The sequence below is a fragment of the Lysobacter changpingensis genome (assembly GCF_017308985.1).
GTDB lineage: Bacteria > Pseudomonadota > Gammaproteobacteria > Xanthomonadales > Xanthomonadaceae > Lysobacter_J > Lysobacter_J changpingensis.
The window spans coordinates 61,191-77,948 of the sequence record NZ_JADWPE010000007.1 but is presented as its reverse complement, the minus strand read 5'-3'; the positions used below and the strand labels follow the sequence as shown (position 1 = coordinate 77,948).

Here is a 16,758-nt window from a genome sequence, read left to right as displayed (position 1 = left end):
GGCTTTCGCCGCGGTTTCGGTCACACGATCGAGAGCGCCTTTTCCTTCTGTTCCTTCAGGCGCTTCTCCAGGTAGTGGATGTTCATGCCGCCCTGCTGGAAACCGGCGTCGGACATGATCCGCTGCTGCAGCGGGATGTTGGTCTTGATGCCGTCCACCACCATCTCGCTCAGCGCCACGCGCATGCGCGCGATGGCCGTTTCGCGATCGGGCCCGTGCACGATCAGCTTGCCGATCATCGAGTCGTAGTTCGGCGGCACGCGATAGCCTTCATAGATGTGGCTGTCCACGCGCACGCCCGGGCCGCCCGGGGCGTGGAAGTGCTGGATCAGTCCGGGGAACGGCATGAAGGTTTCCGGATCCTCGGCGTTGATGCGGCACTCGATCGCGTGGCCTTCCAGCACGATGTCGCTCTGCCTGATCGAGAGCTTGTGGCCGGCGGCGATCATCAGCTGCTCGCGCACCAGGTCGATGCCGGTGACCATCTCGGTGACCGGATGCTCCACCTGGATGCGGGTGTTCATCTCGATGAAGTAGAAGCGGCCGTTCTCGTAGAGGAACTCGAACGTGCCGGCGCCGCGATAGCCGATGCGCAGGCAGGCTTCCACGCAGACCTTGCCGATCTCCGCGCGCTGCTCGGGCGTGATGCCCGGCGCCGGCGCTTCCTCGACGACCTTCTGGTGGCGGCGCTGCATCGAGCAGTCGCGTTCGCCCAGGTGGATCGCGTTGCCCTGGCCGTCGGCGAGGACCTGGATCTCCACGTGGCGCGGGTTCTCCAGGAACTTCTCCATGTAGACCATGTCGTTGCCGAACGCGGCCTTCGCTTCGGACTTCGTGGTCTGGATGGCCGCGGTGAGGTGCGCCTCGGTGTGCACCACGCGCATGCCGCGACCGCCACCGCCGCCGGCCGCCTTGACGATGACGGGATAGCCGATCTCGCGCGCGATCTTGACGTTGGTCGCCGCGTCGTCGCCGAGCGGGCCGCCGCTGCCGGGCACGCACGGCACGCCGGCGGACTTCATCGCGCGGATGGCTTCGACCTTGTCGCCCATCAGGCGGATCGTGTCGGCCTTCGGTCCGATGAAGATGAAGCCGGACTGCTCCACGCGCTCGGCGAAGTCGGCGTTTTCCGACAGGAAGCCGTAGCCGGGATGGATCGCCTGCGCGTCGGTCACCTCGGCGGCGGCGATGATCTGCGCCATGTTGAGGTAACTGTCGGTCGACGGCGCCGGACCGATGCAGACCGATTCGTCGGCCATCGCGACGTGCTTGAGGTTGCGGTCGACGGTGGAGTGCACCGCGACCGTGCGGATGCCCAGCGCGTGGCACGCGCGCAGGATGCGCAGCGCGATTTCACCGCGGTTGGCGATTACGACTTTATCGAGCATGGGAGGGCCGTGATTCGTGATTCGTGATTGGTGATTCGTTCAAGCGTGCGGTGATGCTCTTCATCAGCGCATTCAACTTGGCGAACGTTCGATCCAGCGTTTGTTCCAGTTCGGTGGGGACTGCGCCGAACTCCAATCGGACAGCGATCTGAAGTTGGGTATCGAGCTCGGAAAGTGATCCGCGGGCAATGGACAGGAAGCGATGCAGTTCGCTTCGCGACTTGCGTGCGGCGCCTTCGGCAATGTTGGACGGAACGCTCACGGCGGCGCGCCTAACCTGCGACGTCAAGCCAAAGCGTTCGTCGGCAGGAAAACCAGCGGAGTACGCATAAACCGCAGACACCAGATCCATGGCGTCATGCCACACCTCCAGGCGCTGGTGCGGACGCTTTTCCGAATCACGAATCACGAATCACGAATCCCGGATCTTCAGCCGATCACAAACAGCGGCTGGTCGAACTCGATCGGCTGGCCGTTCTCGACCATCACCTTGAGCACGGTGCCGGCGACGTCGGCCTCGATCGGGTTGAACATCTTCATCGCTTCGATGATGCCCAGCGTGTCGCCGGCCTTGACCGCCTGGCCCACGGTCACGAACGCCGGCTTGTCCGGCGAGGGCGAGGCGTAGAAGGTGCCGACCATCGGCGCGCGGACGATGTGGCCCGGCGGCAGGTCGGCGGCGGGCTTCGGCGCGCCGCCGCTGGCGGCCTCGGTCGGGCCGTGCATCGGCATGACCGGCGCCGGCGCGGCGGCGGCGGCCATCATCGGGGCGGCGGCGACGGTCACGCCCTTGGGCGTGCGGGCCAGGCGGACCGACTCCTCGCCCTCCTTGATCTCGATCTCGGCGAGATTGGATTCCTCGAGCAGGTCGATCAGCTTCTTGATTTTGCGCAGGTCCATGTTCGGGCCTCGGTTGTTCGGGATTGGAGATTCGGGATCCGGGATTCGGGGTCGGTGAGCCGCTTTCGCGAATCCCTAATCCCCAATCCCCGACCCCGGCTGTAAACGCGCCAGCGCGGCGTCGAGTGCGTATCGGTAACTGTCCGCGCCGAAGCCGCACACCACGCCCACCGCCAGGTCACTGAAGTAGCTGGTGTGCCGGAACGGTTCGCGGCGGTGCGGGTTGGACAGGTGGACTTCGATGAAGGGCAGGGCCACGGCCGCCAGCGCGTCGCGGATGGCGACGCTGGTGTGGGTGAAGGCGGCGGGGTTGATCAGGATGAAGGCGGTGCCGTCGGTGCGCGCGGCCTGGATGCGGTCGACCAGCACGTGCTCGGCGTTGGACTGCAGGCTCTCGAACGCGTGGCCGGCGGCTTCGGTGCGCTCGCGCAGCGAGGCGTCGATGTCGGCGAGCGTGGTGCGGCCGTAGACCTCCGGCTCGCGCGTGCCGAGCAGGTTGAGGTTGGGGCCGTGCAGGAGCAGCAGCTTCGCCATGAGGGGCTGAAAAACTCGCATCGAACAGGTCGAAGGCCGGCAGTGTGCGCCATGCCCGGAAGGGTGTCCAGACGTTCGCTACCGTATCGGCGAAGTTCGCGGAATTTAATCAGTTGTTTGAGTGGTCGCTCTAATCCGCGACCCAGTTATCGATTTCGCCGTGCTGGAAGGGGCCGATCTTCTGCTTGATCAGGCGCCCGTCAGCGGAAATCAGCGCCGTATACGGCAGGACGCCCTTGGGATTGCCCAACTGCACGCCGGCATCGCGCGGCCCGGCTTCGTCCAACAGGATTGGATAGCGCACCGGAACGCGCCTTAGGAAGTCGGTCACGGCCGCGGGATCGTCCAGCGCGATGCCGACCACTTGCGTGCCGTTAGCGCCCTGGGTGGCGGCGAAACGGTCGAGCTCGGGCATTTCCTCGATGCACGGCCCGCACCAGCTCGCCCACAGGTTCACCAGGACCGGCCGTCCGGCATAGGCCGCGGGAAGTTCGACCGTCGCGCCGTCCAGCGCGGGCAGGCGGAGCGCCGGCACGGGCTCGCCACGGCGGGCGACCTTCAGGTCGGCCGGCGGCTTCGGCGCGCTCGCCTCCATCGCCGATTGCAGCGCGCGCTGGCCGACTTCGGTGCGCAGCAGCGGGCCCGGGCCGTTCACGACCAGGCCGGCGGCGACGCCCAGCGCGCCGGCGATCGCAGCGACGAGCAGGATCTTCGCCGTCGGGCCCATCAGCGACGCACCCGGTTCGCGCGTTCGACGAAGTTCTCCGCGTCCTCGAAGCCGAACAGCCGCAGTTCGCGGCGCTCGGCGCCGTCGACGTACCACAGCGTGGCCGGCGGACCGATGATGCCCAGGCGCTTCATCAGCGCCTGGTCGGCCTCGTCGTTCGCGGTGACGTCGGCCTTGAGCAGCACGAAATCGCCCAGCGCGCGGTGCACGGAAGGCTCGGGGAAGGTGTACTTCTCCATTTCCTTGCAGGCCACGCACCAGTCGGCATAGAAGTCGAGCATCAGCGGCTTGCCGGCGGCCTTCGCGGCGGCGATCTCGCGGTCGAGGTCGGCGGTCGACTTGATCTTGCGGAACGGCAGTTCGGCTTCCTGCACGCCGCCCGCGAGCGCGGCGAGCGGCTTGAGCGGATCGCGGCTGCCGGCCATCGCGCCGACCAGCTGCGCCGCACCGAACAGGCCGAGTACCAGCGCCGCCGTCCAGCCCATGATCCGTGCGCCGTCGCGCCGCGACTGGCGCACGCCGACGCCGAGCGTCGCGGCGGCGGCGAGCAGCAGCACGCCCCACAGCGCCAGCGTGGCCGGCGCCGGCAGGATGCGCGACACCATCCACACCGCCAGCCCGAGGAACACGAAGCCGAACGCGCGCTGCACCGCGACCATCCACGGGCCGCTGGTCGGCAGCCCCTTGCCCGCGGCCACGCCGAACACCAGCAGCGGCACGCCCATGCCCATCGCGAGCAGGAACAGCGCCGCGCCGCCGAACACCGGATCCTGGGTCTGGCTGATGTAGAGCACGCCGCCGGCGAGCGGCGGGGCCACGCACGGGCCGACGATCAGCGCCGACAGTGCGCCCATCGCCGCCACGCCGAACATGGAGCCGCCGCGCTGGCGGTCGCTCATCGCGCCCAGCTTCGCGCGCAACGCCGCCGGCAATTGCAGTTCGTACAGGCCGAAGCTCGACAGCGCGAGCACCACGAACAGCACCGCGAAGGCGACGATCACCCACGGCGTCTGGAAGGCCACCTGCAGGTTCGCGCCGACGAGCCCCGCGACGACGCCGGCGGCGGTGAATACCAGCGCGCTGGAAAGCACGTACACGAACGAGAGCAGCAGTGCGCGGCCGGCGCTGAGGTTCGGTCCCTGTCCGGCGATCAGGCCGGAGAGGATCGGGATCATCGGCAGCACGCACGGCGTGAACGCCAGCAGCAGGCCGAAGCCGAAGAAGCTCGCGAGCACCCACCAGCGGTTCGGGCCGGAGAGCGCGGCGGCGAGGCGGGTGTCTTCGGCCTGGTCGGCGTTGTTCGCGTTGCCGGCGATCGGAGCAACGTCATCCCCGCCCGACGCTCCCCTCGAAGGCGAGGTCATCGGCTGCGGCTGGGTTGCTGTCGTCTCCAGCGCGCCCGTTCGGCTCGAGGGCACGACGCTTTGCTCCCTCCCCTTCAAGTGGAGGGGCGAGGTGGGGATGGTGTCCGTCGCAGTCGCGGAATCCACCGGCCGCACGCTCTTCGGCAACGCCACGACCACCGTGCGCGTCATCGGCGGATAGCAGATCCCGTCCGTCTGGCAGCCCTGGAAGCCGGCGGTCAGGCGCACCGTCGCGGCGTCGGCCGTGCGTCGCCGCACCGGCACCGGTACGTCGATCTGGTCGAAATAGACCGTGACGTCGCCGAAGTGCTCGTCGCGATGCGCCACGCCTTTGGGCCAGCGCGGCGCGCCGAGCGCGAAGCCGGCCTTCGTCGAGGCGGCATCGAGTTTCAGTGTCGTCTTGTCGCGATAGAGGTAATAGCCGTTCGCGGGGGTGAAGCGCAGCAGCAGCGTGTTGCCGTCGCCGGCGATCGCCTCGAAGCCGAACGCCTGCTCCGGCGGCAGCGGCAACGCGTCGGCGCCGGCGTTCTGGCCGAGCAGTCCGCCGCCCAGCGGCGCACCGCCGCGCGGCCCGAAGTTCACCAGCGGCTTCGCATCGCCGCGCGCCGTCGCGCCCTGCGGCAGGGCGATGGTCAGGCTGCGCGTCTGCGGCGGGTAGCAGATGCCCGCGTCGGCGCAGCCCTGGTATTTGATCTTCAGCGTCACCTGGCGCGCGCTGGCCTGGCCGGGGAGCACGGCGGTGAGCGCCTGGCGGTAGGTTTCGACCCGTCCGAAGAACTCGTCCTCGTGCGCGTCGCCCCTGGGCAGCTGCAGCGGCTGTGCGGCGAAGCTGGCGTCGGCCTGCACGGCGATGCGGTGGCGATAGAGGTAGTAGCCGTCGGCGATGCGCCAGCGGATCTCGATGCGGTCCGGCGACGGCGCTTCGGCCCGCAGCGCGAAGGCGTCGTCCACCGGCAGCAGGTCGTCGGGGTCGATGGCCGCGGCGGCGGGCATCGCGGCGAACGCGAGCGCGAGCGGAAGCAGGAGGGACAGCAGGCGCGCGGCGCGCGTTCGGATCGGATCAGTCATCGTCACGTGTCTGTTCGGCCACCCAGTGCAGGTAGGCGGCGAGGCCGCCGACGGCTTCGACCGCGAGCGCCTCGGGCAGTTCATAGGGATGCAGCGCCTTGAGGCGCTCGACCAGCGCGTCCTGGCGGTCGGCGGTGGTCTTGATCAGCAGCAGCACTTCCTCGCCGCGTTCGACCGCGCCCTGCCAGCGGTACACCGAGCGGATGCCCGGCAGCACGTTCACGCACGCGGCCAGGCGCTCGTCGACCAGCGCGGTGGCGAGGGTGTCGGCGGTCCGGGCGTCGGGGCAGGTGCTGAGCACCAGCCGCACGCGTGGGTCGGCGGGCGTGGGCATGAGGGGCGCCAGTGTAGGGCCTGCCCGCCGCCATCGCCCGTGCCGGACCGGCCCACAACGTTCCACGGCGGGCTTGCGCGGGCCTCCCCAGGATGGCGTAGGCTGCCGGCGCCGGCGTCCCCCGAGCCGGCCGAGGAGGTCCGATGTCCCCGCACTCGCTCCTTGCGTCGGCCGCGCTGGCGCTGGTGCTGTCCAGCCAGGCCGCCGCGCAGACCGGCGACGCCCACGGCATCCACGTGCGCGCCGCCTGCGTGCAGGCGGCGCCGACGCCGCGCCTGCTCCTGGACCTGAGTTGCGAGAACGCCATGGACTGCTGGAGCGATCCGGCGAACCTGCGCGTGATCGACGTGGAGACCGGCGAGCCGCTGGTGTCGTCCGGCCATGACCTGGTCTACATCGACGCCAAGGGCGCGCCCCAGGCCGAACCGCCGATGCAGGGCACGATCCGCGCGGTGTGGACCGCCGTGCTCGCCGCGCCACTGACGGCCGGGCGGCTGCAACTCGTGCAGGGCGACGAGACCGCGACCGCCGCCTTCGCTCCCGCCGCCGATTGCGCGGCGCTGCCGCCCGCGGCGATCCGGCGCATGGCCGGCGGCTGAGCCCTTACGCGCCCGCCGCCTTCGCCGCGGTGCGCGGACGGCCGGTGCGCAGCTCGGCCAGTTGTTCGACCACTTCCACCAGCGGCGCCTTGGAACGCGTCGGCGCCGCGCGGAACGCGGTGAGCAGCCGCAGCTCCAGCGGGTCCTCCACCAGCATCGCGTCGGCCGCCGCGACCGAATCGAGCGCCGTGTCGGCCGACAGGCTCATGTTGCCGCGCCCGGTCGCCAGCCATTCGAACTGCACCCCGGTGACCAGCGCGATCTCGCGCAAATGAGCCACGCTGGGGAACTTGCCGCGCGTCGCTTCCCAATGGCCGACGGCGCTTCGCTGCACGCCCACTTTCGACCCCAGCGCGGCCTGCGAAAGGCCGGCGTGGCGACGGGCAAGACGGATGCGCTGCTGGGGCGTCATGTTGGCTACCGATGGTCACAAGGTGAACGACATACACACCAAGCTGTGCGCTGACGGTAGCGTCGTCGCCACGAGGAGCACGCTCGGATCGCAGATTCTGCCAAAGAATGCGCCAAGGCGGCTACCGCTGGTCAGCAGGCTGGGCCACCTCGCCTCTGGCTCGAACGCGACGAACTGCACACCATTCACGTGCGCCGTGTCAGGCGTCGGTTCGGAGCACGTGCGCAGGGATGGCGCCGGGCCAGGACGGCAACTCCGATACCAAAGGGCGCGTTCCACGGGACGCGCTCTTTCTTTTTGGGCGCGTCGAACCCGGCGCGATTGCCGGGTTCGCCCGCATCCCGCGTTTGCGCCGGAAGCCTCGCGATATGCGTCAATGCATCGCGCAGGCCTTGAAAGGTTCCGCCGCCACCCCATCTCCCCCGCATCCCGGTTCGCCGGGTTCTGTTTGCCCGCGACCTTGGCACTCGTCGTGGGCGACTGCTAAAATTCCGTCACTTTTTCCGTTGTATCAACCACTTACGAACTCTTCGGAGGTTTCAGTCGCCATGAATATCAAGCCGCTCTACGACCGCGTGGTCATCAAGCGCATGGAAGAAGAAAAGATGTCCGCCGGCGGCATCGTGATTCCGGACTCGGCCACCGAGAAGCCGATCAAGGGCGAAGTCGTCGCCGTGGGCGAGGGCAAGGTGTTCGACAACGGCAACGTGCGCGCCCCGAAGGTCAAGGCCGGCGACAAGGTGCTGTTCGGCAAGTACAGCGGCACCGAAGTGAAGCTCGACGGCACCGAATACCTGGTGGTGAAGGAAGACGACATCTTCGCCGTGCTCGGCTGAAACCGTGATTCGTGATTCGGGATTGGTGATTCGAAAGAGCGCCACGCGCTGACGAATCCCTACCGCATCACGAAGCCCACGGTTGTCGCTTTCACGAATCACAATTCACGAATCACGAATCCCGGAGTTAAGAACCATGGCAGCCAAGGAAATCCGTTTCGGTGAGGACGCGCGCGTCAAGATGGTGCGCGGCGTCAACATCCTCGCCAATGCCGTCAAGGCAACCCTCGGCCCGAAGGGCCGCAACGTCGTGCTCGAGAAGAGCTTCGGCGCCCCGACCATCACCAAGGACGGCGTGTCCGTCGCGAAGGAAATCGAGCTTGCCGACAAGTTCGAGAACATGGGCGCGCAGATGGTGAAGGAAGTCGCTTCCAAGACCTCCGACAACGCCGGTGACGGCACCACCACCGCCACCGTGCTGGCGCAGGCGCTGATCCGCGAAGGCATGAAGGCCGTCGCCGCCGGCATGAACCCGATGGACCTCAAGCGCGGCATCGACAAGGCCGTGACCGAGGCCGTCGGCGAGCTGAAGAAGATCAGCAAGCCGTCCTCGACCTCGAAGGAAATCGCCCAGGTCGGCGCGATCTCGGCCAACAGCGACACCAACATCGGCGACCTCATCGCGCAGGCGATGGACAAGGTCGGCAAGGAAGGCGTGATCACCGTCGAAGACGGCTCGGGCCTCGAGAACGAACTCGACGTCGTCGAGGGCATGCAGTTCGACCGCGGCTACCTGTCGCCGTACTTCATCAACAACCAGCAGTCGATGCAGGCCGAACTGGACGATCCGTTCATCCTGCTGCACGACAAGAAGATCTCCAACGTCCGCGACCTGCTGCCGGTGCTGGAAGGCGTCGCGAAGGCCGGCAAGCCGCTGCTGATCATCGCCGAGGAAGTCGAAGGCGAAGCGCTGGCGACGCTGGTCGTCAACACCATCCGCGGCATCGTGAAGGTCTGCGCCGTGAAGGCCCCGGGCTTCGGCGACCGTCGCAAGGCGATGCTGGAAGACATGGCTATCCTGACCGGCGGCACCGTGATCTCCGAGGAAGTCGGCCTGCAGCTGGACAAGGCCACCATCAAGGACCTCGGCCGCGCGAAGAAGGTGCAGGTCTCCAAGGAGAACACCACCATCATCGACGGCGCCGGCGAAGCCTCGGGCATCGAAGGCCGCATCAAGCAGATCAAGGCGCAGATCGAGGAGACCTCCTCCGACTACGACCGCGAGAAGCTGCAGGAGCGCGTGGCGAAGCTGGCCGGCGGCGTGGCCGTCATCAAGGTCGGCGCCGCGACCGAAGTCGAGATGAAGGAAAAGAAGGCCCGCGTCGAAGACGCGCTGCACGCCACCCGCGCTGCCGTGGAAGAAGGCATCGTCCCGGGCGGCGGCGTCGCGCTGCTGCGCGCCAAGGCCGCCATCTCGGGCCTGAAGGGCGCCAACGAAGACCAGAACCACGGCATCCAGATCGCGCTGCGTGCGATGGAAGCGCCGCTGCGCGAGATCGTGACCAACGCCGGCGAAGAGCCCTCGGTCATCCTCAACAAGGTCATCGAAGGCAAGGGCGCGTTCGGCTACAACGCGGCCAATGGCGAGTTCGGCGACATGCTCGAGTTCGGCATCCTGGACCCGACCAAGGTCACCCGCACCGCGCTGCAGAACGCCGCGTCGATCGCCGGTCTGATGATCACGACCGAAGCGATGGTCGCCGAGCTGCCGAAGAAGGACGAGCCGGCGATGCCGGGCGCCGGCGGCATGGGCGGCATGGGCGGCATGGACTTCTAAGTCCGGCTCCCCGTCACAAGCTGTACGAAGAACCCCGCAGCGATGCGGGGTTCTTTTTTGCCTCTTTTCCCGATCCTGTGCGGGGAGGCCGCAAGCTGAACAGGGCGGCGGCCGGACGCCCATTGGATCGCTATTTGAACCGCTGAGTTCTATTTTGCAGTGCAGCGTGCAAAGCACCTAACGGTTCCTTCACGATCAACGCGCATCCCGACGTGGGGGAGGGAGCAGGCCCGCAACCGGTTCGACCGGGGCGGGCTTTTTATTTGCCCGCTCGTCGGAAGGTGCAGTGCGGCACGCGCGCCGGTGCGACAGCCGACGAGTGGAACGCGCATGACAGAATCGGCGCGATGACTTCCCCCGCGTCCGCTTCGACCCCCACCCGCTTCGAACCGCTCCTCGCCCGCGCCTTCGCGCGACTGCGCGCGGCGGTGCCCGATCGGGGCGAACTCCTGTCCGACCCGCACGCGATCGCCCGGCTCGAACGCGTGGCGATCGCCAGCGACTTCGCCATAGACACGCTCGTCCGGCAGCCGGAGCTGCTCGAAGCCCTGATCGACGACGATGGCGCCCGGCCGCCCGCGGAGCCCGTGCTCGACGCCGACAACCGGAGCGACTGGCCCGCGCTGCTGCGCCGTTACCGCGCGGCGGGCTCCACGCGCCTGATCTGGCGCGACGTGCTCGGCCTGGACGACGTGGACGCCACGCTCGCCGGCAGCACGCATCTGGCCGAACGCTGCCTGCAGATGGCGCTCGACGCCACCGAAGGCGAGTTCGCGCAGCGCCACGGCGTGGTGCGCGATCGCGATGGCAACGCCCTGCGGCTGGTCGTGTTCGGCCTGGGCAAGCTCGGCGGCGGCGAACTCAACTTCAGTTCCGACGTGGACTTGGTCTACACCTACGAGCACGACGGCAGCAGCGACGGCGCGCGTCCGCTCGAAGCCGAGCACTACTTCGCCCGCCTGGGGCAGCAACTCGCCAAGCTGCTGGACGAACCCACCGTCGACGGCTTCTGCCATCGCGTAGACCTGCGCCTGCGCCCCTACGGCAACGCCGGCCGCGTGGCGTGGTCGTTCAATGCGATGGAGCAGTACTTCCAGCGCGAAGGCCGCGACTGGGAGCGCTACGCCTGGCAGAAGGCGCGCCCCGTCGCCGGCGATGCGCAGGCGGGGGAGCGCTTCCTCGACAGCCTGCGTCCGTTCGTCTATCGCCGTTACCTGGATTTCGGCGCGCTCGACGGCCTGCGGGGCATGAAGGCGGCGATCACCGCCGAAGTCGCGCGCAAGGAACTGGCCGACGACATCAAGCGCGGGCCGGGCGGCATTCGCGAAATCGAATTCCTCGTGCAGGCGTTGCAGCTGATCTACGGCGGTCGCGAGCCGAACCTGCGCGATCGCCGGCTCCTGCCGTCGCTGCGTGCGCTGGTCGAGGCTCGGCAGATGTCCGCCGATGCGGGCGATCTGCTCGCGCAGGCGTACCGCTTCCTGCGTCGCCTGGAAAACCGCCTGCAGATGCTGCGCGATGCGCAGACCCATGCGCTGCCCGAACGCGAGGACGACCGCGACCGCATCGCCTTCGCGCTTGGTTTCGACGACTGGCCCGCGCTGCGCGACGCGCTGGATGCGCAGCGTGGGCGCGTCACCGCGGAGTTCGAGGCGCTGCTCGCGCCGCGCCGACGCAGGAACGCCCCCGACGCACTGACCACGTACTGGCGCGCGCTGCCCGAGGGCGGCGACAGCGAAGCGCTCGCCGACGCCGGCTTCATCGAAGCGGGCAACGCGGATGGCCCGCTGCGCGATTTCGCGCGCAGTCCCGGTGTGCGCGGCCTGTCCGACAACGCGCGTGCGCGGCTCGATCGCGTGATGCCGGCGCTGCTGCAGGCCGCCGCCGCGTCGAGCGAACCGATGCTCGCGCTGCGACGCCTGCTCGCGCTGTTGCACAACGTGCTGCGTCGCAGTGCGTACCTCGCGCTGCTGGACGAACAGCCGGTCGCGCTCGCGCGGCTGGTCGAAGTCGTCACGCACAGCGCGCTGTTGGCCGAACGGCTCGCGTCGTATCCGCTGCTGCTGGACGAGCTGCTCGACGCGCGCGTGGCCGGTCCGCTGCCCGGTCGCGACGAACTGCACGCCGCGTGCGCGGAGGTCGCGCGCGACGCGGACGACGATGCCGAAGCCGTGTTGCAGGCCTTGAACGAAGTCCGCCAGGCGCTCAGCTTCCGCATCGCCATGGCGTTGCGCGACGGCCGATTGTCGGCGGTGGACGGCGCGCGGCAGCTCGCGTGGCTCGCCGATGGCGTGGTGATGCGCGTGCTGCGCCTGGCGGAACACGAGGTCGCCGACGCGCACGGTCGCGTACCCGGCGCGCGTTTCGCCGTGATCGGCTACGGCAGTCTCGGCGGCGAGGAACTCGGTTTCGGCTCCGATCTCGATCTGGTCTTCATCTACGACGCCCCCGGCGGCGAGCACGCGCATTCCGAGGGCGCGCGTCCGCTCGAAGCCACGCGCTGGTTCGCGCGCGTCGCGCAGAAGGTCGTCGCGCTGCTCGGCGCGGTCACCGGCGCGGGACGGTTGTACGACGTCGACGTGCGGCTCCGTCCCGACGGCGCGAAAGGGCTGCTCGTGTCGAGCCTGGCGAGTTACCGCGACTACCAGCGCGATCGCGCCTGGACGTGGGAACACCAGGCGCTGGTGCGTGCGCGTTTCGTCGCCGGCGACGAATCGCTCGGCGCCGACGTCGAGGACGTGCGGCGCCAGACGCTGTCGCGCGAACGCGACACGCAGCGCGTGTGCGAGGACGTGGTGTCGATGCGCCGTCGCATGCGTGCGGAACTCGATCGCAGCGACGCGTCCGCATTCGACCTGAAGCAGGGCGAAGGCGGCCTGGTGGATCTGGAATTCCTGCTGCAGTACGCCGTGCTCGCGCATTCGTCGCAGCACGCGCAGTGGCTCGCCTCACGCAACACGCGAGAACTCATCGGGGTCATCGGCGAAGGCGGATGGCTCGGCGCCGACGAGATCGACGCGCTGACGCAGGCCCACGGCAGGCTCGTCGATGCCGGTTTGGCGTGCACGCTCGACCGCCGCCCGCGGCGATTGCCGATCGACGACGGCATCGCAAGCGCGCGCGAAGCGATCATCGCCGCGACGCATGCGCATGGGCTGGTGTTCGACGGCTGAGGCGTGCGACGACGTCGTTACTTCGCGTCGCGACCGATCGATAGGCGCGTCGCCACTTCCGCCGCCACGCGCGCCGTCTCGCGCAGCGGCTTCACGGCGAACGGTTCCAGCGTCTCGTCCAACGCGCGCACGCGACTGCTTTGCAGCACCGACTCGACGAACCGTCGTGGCCGGCCTTCGATCTGCTCGTGTCCCGCGACGAACACCGGCACCCACGTCGCGCAGGCTTCGGACAGCATGTTGACCGAGTCGGCAGTGCAGACGATGCGGTCGGCCCAGGCGAGCAGGCCGGCGTAGGGGTTCGGGCCGTCGGCGCCGTCTGTCCAGATCAGGCCGGGGACGCCGCGCAGACGATCGCGCAAGGACGAGCCCACGTGCGCCGGCGTGCGGCGCGAGGTGGTCGCGAGCACGCTGCCGCCTTCCTCGCGTGCGATGCGTTCGACGCGTTCCAGCAGCGTTTCGTAGGTGTCGCCGTCGAACCGCGCGTGCGCGCTGGCGCCGCCGATGAGCAAGGCGGTGCGCGGGCCGGGCAGGGCGCCGAGCTCGGGGAACGCGTGGCGGCCGGCCGCGAGCCACAGGTCGTCCACCGGATGCAGGCTGCCGACCAGCGTGACAACGTTGTCGCCGCGAAGGCCGTCGTGTTCGGGCGCGATGACCAGGTCCCAGTGGCGCGTGTCGATTCTGGGATCGAGGATCTGCACCGCACGTGCGCCGCGCGATCGCAACAGCCGCGTCGCCAGCGCGGACTGGCGACCGCAGCCGATGGCGAGCGACGGCGGCGTCCGCATCGCCCGCTCGAAGGTCGGGCCGAACGCATTCGACGAACCGGGCACGGCGCGCGGCGCGAACCAGCGCCAGGGCGTGCGCGGCGCCAGCGTCCAGGCGCGGAACGGCTCGCCCAGCGCGGCGGCCAGCGCCTGCGCCTGCCGCACGTTGCCGGCGTGGCCGTCGGTCAGGGTCCAGGTCGCGGGGCCGCGTGAAGTCGCGGCTGCGGTACGGCGTTGATCGGTCCTCGTTCGTTGCACGTTTGTGATTAATCCGTTCCGGATCAGTCGGCTGTTGCGAACGTGTCAGACTCTACACTCTCGAACCTTCGATCGCGGCATCGGCGCGATCTTTCCTGGAGTACACGATGTCGCAAGCCACCGCCCCGCTGCCCGAGTCCGCGCTGGACCAGCTCTTCCGCACCGCCCGCACGCACAACGAACTCACGGGCGAGGTCAGCGACGAGACCCTGCGCCAGCTCTACGACCTGGCCAAGTGGGGCCCGACCAGCGCCAACATGTCGCCGCTGCGGCTGGTGTTCGTGAAGTCGAAGGAAGCCAAGGCCAAGCTCGGCCCCGCGCTGGACGAAGGCAACCATGCCAAGACCATGGCCGCGCCGGTCACGGCGATCGTCGCCTACGACCTCTCGTTCTACGAGAAGCTGCCGTACCTGTTCCCGCACACCGACGCGCGCGGCTGGTTCGACGGGAAACCCGAGGCCGACCTCGCCACCATCGCGCTGCGCAACGGCAGCCTGCAGGGCGCCTACGTGCTGATGGCCGCGCGTGCGCTGGGCCTGGACACCGGCCCGATGTCGGGCTTCAACAACGCGCTGGTCGATGAAACCTTCTTCGCCGGCACGAAGATCAAGTCGAATTTCCTGATCAACCTTGGCCATGGCGACACGGCCAGGCTGTTCCCCCGCTCGCCGCGACTGTCCTTCGACGAGGCGGCGCGGATCCTGTAATCCCGCAGTACCCGTTCGTCCGACACCCACACCGGAGCCCTCCATGTTCAAGCGCATCGCCCTGACCGCGGCTTTGATCGCCGCCAGCACCGCGGCCTTCGCCGCGCCCGTCACCTACAAGATCGACCCGAACCACACCGACGTGGTCGCCAGCTGGAGCCACTTCGGCTTCTCCAACCCGGTCGCGCATTTCGGCCAGGTCGACGGCAGCATCACCTACGATCCGACCAACGTCGGCACCTCGAAGGTCGAAGTGACGATCCCGCTGGCGGGCCTGGATTCGCACGTGGAGAAGTTCGACGAGCACCTGCGCAGCGCCGATTTCTTCGACGCCGAGAAGTTCCCGAACATCACCTTCAAGAGCACCAAGGTCGAAGCCGCCGGCGACAAGAAGCTGCGCGTGTTCGGCGATCTGACCATCAAGGGCGTGACCAGGCCGGTGGTGCTCGACACCACGATCAACAAGATCGGCGAGCAGCCGATGGCCAAGCGCGCCGCGGCGGGTTTCGACGCGACCACGACGATCAAGCGCAGCGACTTCGGCGTGGACAAGTACGCGCCGAACGTGAGCGACAACGTGACGATCCGCATCACGACCGAAGCGGTTGTGGCGGCGAAGTAAGACGGTTTGTGCTTTGAGCCCCTCTCCCTGCGGGAGAGGGGTTGGGGTGAGGGGCGTGACGTGCGATGCGGTGATGCGCCGACGGCTTGCGCCGATGACACGGCCCAATGCACGACGCCCCGAACCTCGCATCCATCGAACGCAGCCCGTCATCGACACGCGCGCCACCGGGCGCGAAAAGTGTCCCTCGCAGGAAAGCGAGCGGAAGCACGGCCCGAAAGGGCAAAATGGGCTCCAGCTTTCGCTGGAATGACGAAAACAACGATGATCGTCCACCGCCCCGCCAACTCCCGTGGCCATTCCACCGCAGAGGGCCGCGAAGGCCGCCACGCCTTTTCCTTCGGCGGCTACTACGACCCCGAGTGGATGGGCTTTGGCCCGTTGCGCGTGCTCAACGAGGATCGCCTCGAAGCCGGCGCCGGTTTCGACACCGCGCGGCACGCGAACATGGAACTGCTGGCGTTCGTCGTCGAAGGCGAACTCGCGCACGAGGACGCGATCGGCGGCAGCGGCACCGTTCGCGCCGGGGAACTGCAATGGCTCAGCGGCGGCCACGGCGTGCAGCACGCCGAACGCAACGCGTCCGCGTCCGGACCGCTGCACCTGTGGCAGATGTGGATCCAGCCTTCGCGCCTGAACCACGCGCCCGCCTACGCCCGGCGTGCGGCCGTGCCGGCGGATGCACGGGGCTGGACGCTGCTCGCCTCGGGCGACGGTGCCGACGGCAGCCTGGCGATCCGGCAGGACGCGCGGGTGCTGCAGGTGCGGCTCGATCGCGGCGAGACGGCCGAGTTCGAGCTGGATCTTTCCCGGCTGTACTGGGTGCAGGTCGTGTCGGGCCGGGTGACGGTCAACGAGGACACGCCGCTCGCGGCCGGCGACGCGCTGGGCCTGCGCGGCGAGGCCGGCACGCTGCGCCTCCAGGGCGGCGGCGACGGACGCGCGCTGGTGCTGCTGTTCGACCTGCCCGAATAACCGCCGTGCGGCGGCGGTCTTCGCGCCGGGGCTGGTAAACTTGCGGCCCCGCGTCGCCACACCGTCCGATCATGACCGCAGCCAACGCCCATCCGACCCAGGCCAACGCCCAGCAGCGCTACGTCGTGCACCGCGCCGACCTGCCGCTGAGCTGTCCGCTGCCCTCGATGGCGCTGTGGAATTCGCATCCGCGCGTGTACCTGCCGATCGAAGCCGAAGGCGGGGAGTCGCAGTGCCCGTACTGCGGCGCGCATTTCGTGCTGGAAGACTGATCCCCGCCCGACGCCGGTGCCGCGAACACCCGCCGCGGAGCCGCG

At 68.8% G+C, this 16,758-nt stretch carries 17 protein-coding genes; 8 read left to right on the top strand and 9 right to left on the bottom strand.

Going from position 1 to position 16,758, the window contains the following annotated elements:
- Nucleotides 1–20: 20 nt before the first annotated feature.
- From accC to cutA, 7 genes are all read right to left on the bottom strand, one after another.
- Entirely contained in the window at nucleotides 21–1,388 is a 1,368-nt protein-coding gene (gene accC / locus I4U41_RS16115; RefSeq protein WP_206862199.1) for an acetyl-CoA carboxylase biotin carboxylase subunit, read from the bottom strand.
- A complete protein-coding gene (locus tag I4U41_RS16110) occupies nucleotides 1,378–1,797 on the bottom strand; it encodes a four helix bundle protein (protein WP_206862198.1) in 420 nt (139 codons plus the stop codon). Before I4U41_RS16110 ends, accC begins: the two co-directional genes overlap by 11 nt.
- Nucleotides 1,798–1,817: 20 nt before the next feature.
- Nucleotides 1,818–2,288 carry an acetyl-CoA carboxylase biotin carboxyl carrier protein gene (accB, locus tag I4U41_RS16105; protein WP_206862197.1) on the bottom strand — a complete coding sequence of 157 codons (471 nt, stop codon included), beginning with the start codon at nucleotides 2,286–2,288 and terminating at the stop codon, nucleotides 1,818–1,820.
- Nucleotides 2,289–2,363: 75 nt separating this feature from the next.
- Nucleotides 2,364–2,822 carry a type II 3-dehydroquinate dehydratase gene (aroQ, locus tag I4U41_RS16100; RefSeq protein WP_206862196.1) on the bottom strand — a complete coding sequence of 153 codons (459 nt, stop codon included), beginning with the start codon at nucleotides 2,820–2,822 and terminating at the stop codon, nucleotides 2,364–2,366.
- A gap of 130 nt (nucleotides 2,823–2,952) precedes the next feature.
- On the bottom strand, nucleotides 2,953–3,549 hold the full coding sequence (locus I4U41_RS16095; protein WP_206862195.1) for a TlpA family protein disulfide reductase: 597 nt from the start codon (nucleotides 3,547–3,549) through the stop codon (nucleotides 2,953–2,955).
- On the bottom strand, nucleotides 3,549–5,981 hold the full coding sequence (locus I4U41_RS16090) for a protein-disulfide reductase DsbD (protein ID WP_206862194.1): 2,433 nt from the start codon (nucleotides 5,979–5,981) through the stop codon (nucleotides 3,549–3,551). Before I4U41_RS16090 ends, I4U41_RS16095 begins: the two co-directional genes overlap by 1 nt.
- Entirely contained in the window at nucleotides 5,974–6,315 is a 342-nt protein-coding gene (cutA, locus tag I4U41_RS16085) for a divalent-cation tolerance protein CutA (protein WP_206862193.1), read from the bottom strand. Before cutA ends, I4U41_RS16090 begins: the two co-directional genes overlap by 8 nt.
- Before the next feature lie 143 nt (nucleotides 6,316–6,458).
- Here cutA and I4U41_RS16080 point away from each other — a divergent pair, with 143 nt between their 5' ends.
- Nucleotides 6,459–6,914, top strand: a complete 456-nt coding sequence (locus tag I4U41_RS16080) for a hypothetical protein (RefSeq protein WP_206862192.1) — start codon at nucleotides 6,459–6,461, stop codon at nucleotides 6,912–6,914.
- A gap of 4 nt (nucleotides 6,915–6,918) precedes the next feature.
- On the opposite strand, the gene I4U41_RS16075 is transcribed toward I4U41_RS16080, so the two are convergent.
- A complete protein-coding gene (locus I4U41_RS16075) occupies nucleotides 6,919–7,326 on the bottom strand; it encodes a helix-turn-helix domain-containing protein (protein ID WP_206862191.1) in 408 nt (135 codons plus the stop codon).
- Between the two features lie 548 nt (nucleotides 7,327–7,874).
- Between I4U41_RS16075 and groES the strand changes: the two genes are divergently transcribed.
- The 3 genes from groES (at nucleotide 7,875) to glnE (ending at nucleotide 13,112) form a co-directional block, all read left to right on the top strand.
- Nucleotides 7,875–8,162, top strand: a complete 288-nt coding sequence (groES, locus tag I4U41_RS16070; RefSeq protein ID WP_206862190.1) for a co-chaperone GroES — start codon at nucleotides 7,875–7,877, stop codon at nucleotides 8,160–8,162.
- A gap of 136 nt (nucleotides 8,163–8,298) precedes the next feature.
- Nucleotides 8,299–9,939, top strand: coding sequence for a chaperonin GroEL (gene groL / locus I4U41_RS16065; protein WP_206862189.1), 1,641 nt, complete (start codon nucleotides 8,299–8,301; stop codon nucleotides 9,937–9,939).
- 347 nt (nucleotides 9,940–10,286) lie between these two features.
- Nucleotides 10,287–13,112 carry a bifunctional [glutamate--ammonia ligase]-adenylyl-L-tyrosine phosphorylase/[glutamate--ammonia-ligase] adenylyltransferase gene (gene glnE / locus I4U41_RS16060; protein ID WP_206862188.1) on the top strand — a complete coding sequence of 942 codons (2,826 nt, stop codon included), beginning with the start codon at nucleotides 10,287–10,289 and terminating at the stop codon, nucleotides 13,110–13,112.
- A 17-nt stretch (nucleotides 13,113–13,129) separates the two neighbouring features.
- On the opposite strand, the gene I4U41_RS16055 is transcribed toward glnE, so the two are convergent.
- Entirely contained in the window at nucleotides 13,130–14,137 is a 1,008-nt protein-coding gene (locus tag I4U41_RS16055; protein WP_206862187.1) for an ELM1/GtrOC1 family putative glycosyltransferase, read from the bottom strand.
- 107 nt (nucleotides 14,138–14,244) lie between these two features.
- On the opposite strand from I4U41_RS16055, the gene I4U41_RS16050 reads away from it, so the two are divergent.
- The 4 genes from I4U41_RS16050 (at nucleotide 14,245) to I4U41_RS16035 (ending at nucleotide 16,713) form a co-directional block, all read left to right on the top strand.
- On the top strand, nucleotides 14,245–14,844 hold the full coding sequence (locus I4U41_RS16050; protein ID WP_206862186.1) for a malonic semialdehyde reductase: 600 nt from the start codon (nucleotides 14,245–14,247) through the stop codon (nucleotides 14,842–14,844).
- 43 nt (nucleotides 14,845–14,887) lie between these two features.
- Nucleotides 14,888–15,466 carry a YceI family protein gene (locus I4U41_RS16045; RefSeq protein WP_242525297.1) on the top strand — a complete coding sequence of 193 codons (579 nt, stop codon included), beginning with the start codon at nucleotides 14,888–14,890 and terminating at the stop codon, nucleotides 15,464–15,466.
- 264 nt (nucleotides 15,467–15,730) lie between these two features.
- Nucleotides 15,731–16,441: a pirin family protein gene (locus tag I4U41_RS16040; RefSeq protein WP_206862184.1), complete on the top strand. Its 711-nt coding sequence runs from the start codon at nucleotides 15,731–15,733 to the stop codon at nucleotides 16,439–16,441.
- A 71-nt stretch (nucleotides 16,442–16,512) separates the two neighbouring features.
- Nucleotides 16,513–16,713 (top strand): zinc-finger domain-containing protein, encoded by a 201-nt coding sequence (locus tag I4U41_RS16035; RefSeq protein WP_206862183.1) that lies wholly within the window; start codon nucleotides 16,513–16,515, stop codon nucleotides 16,711–16,713.
- The last annotated feature ends 45 nt before the right edge of the window (nucleotides 16,714–16,758 follow it).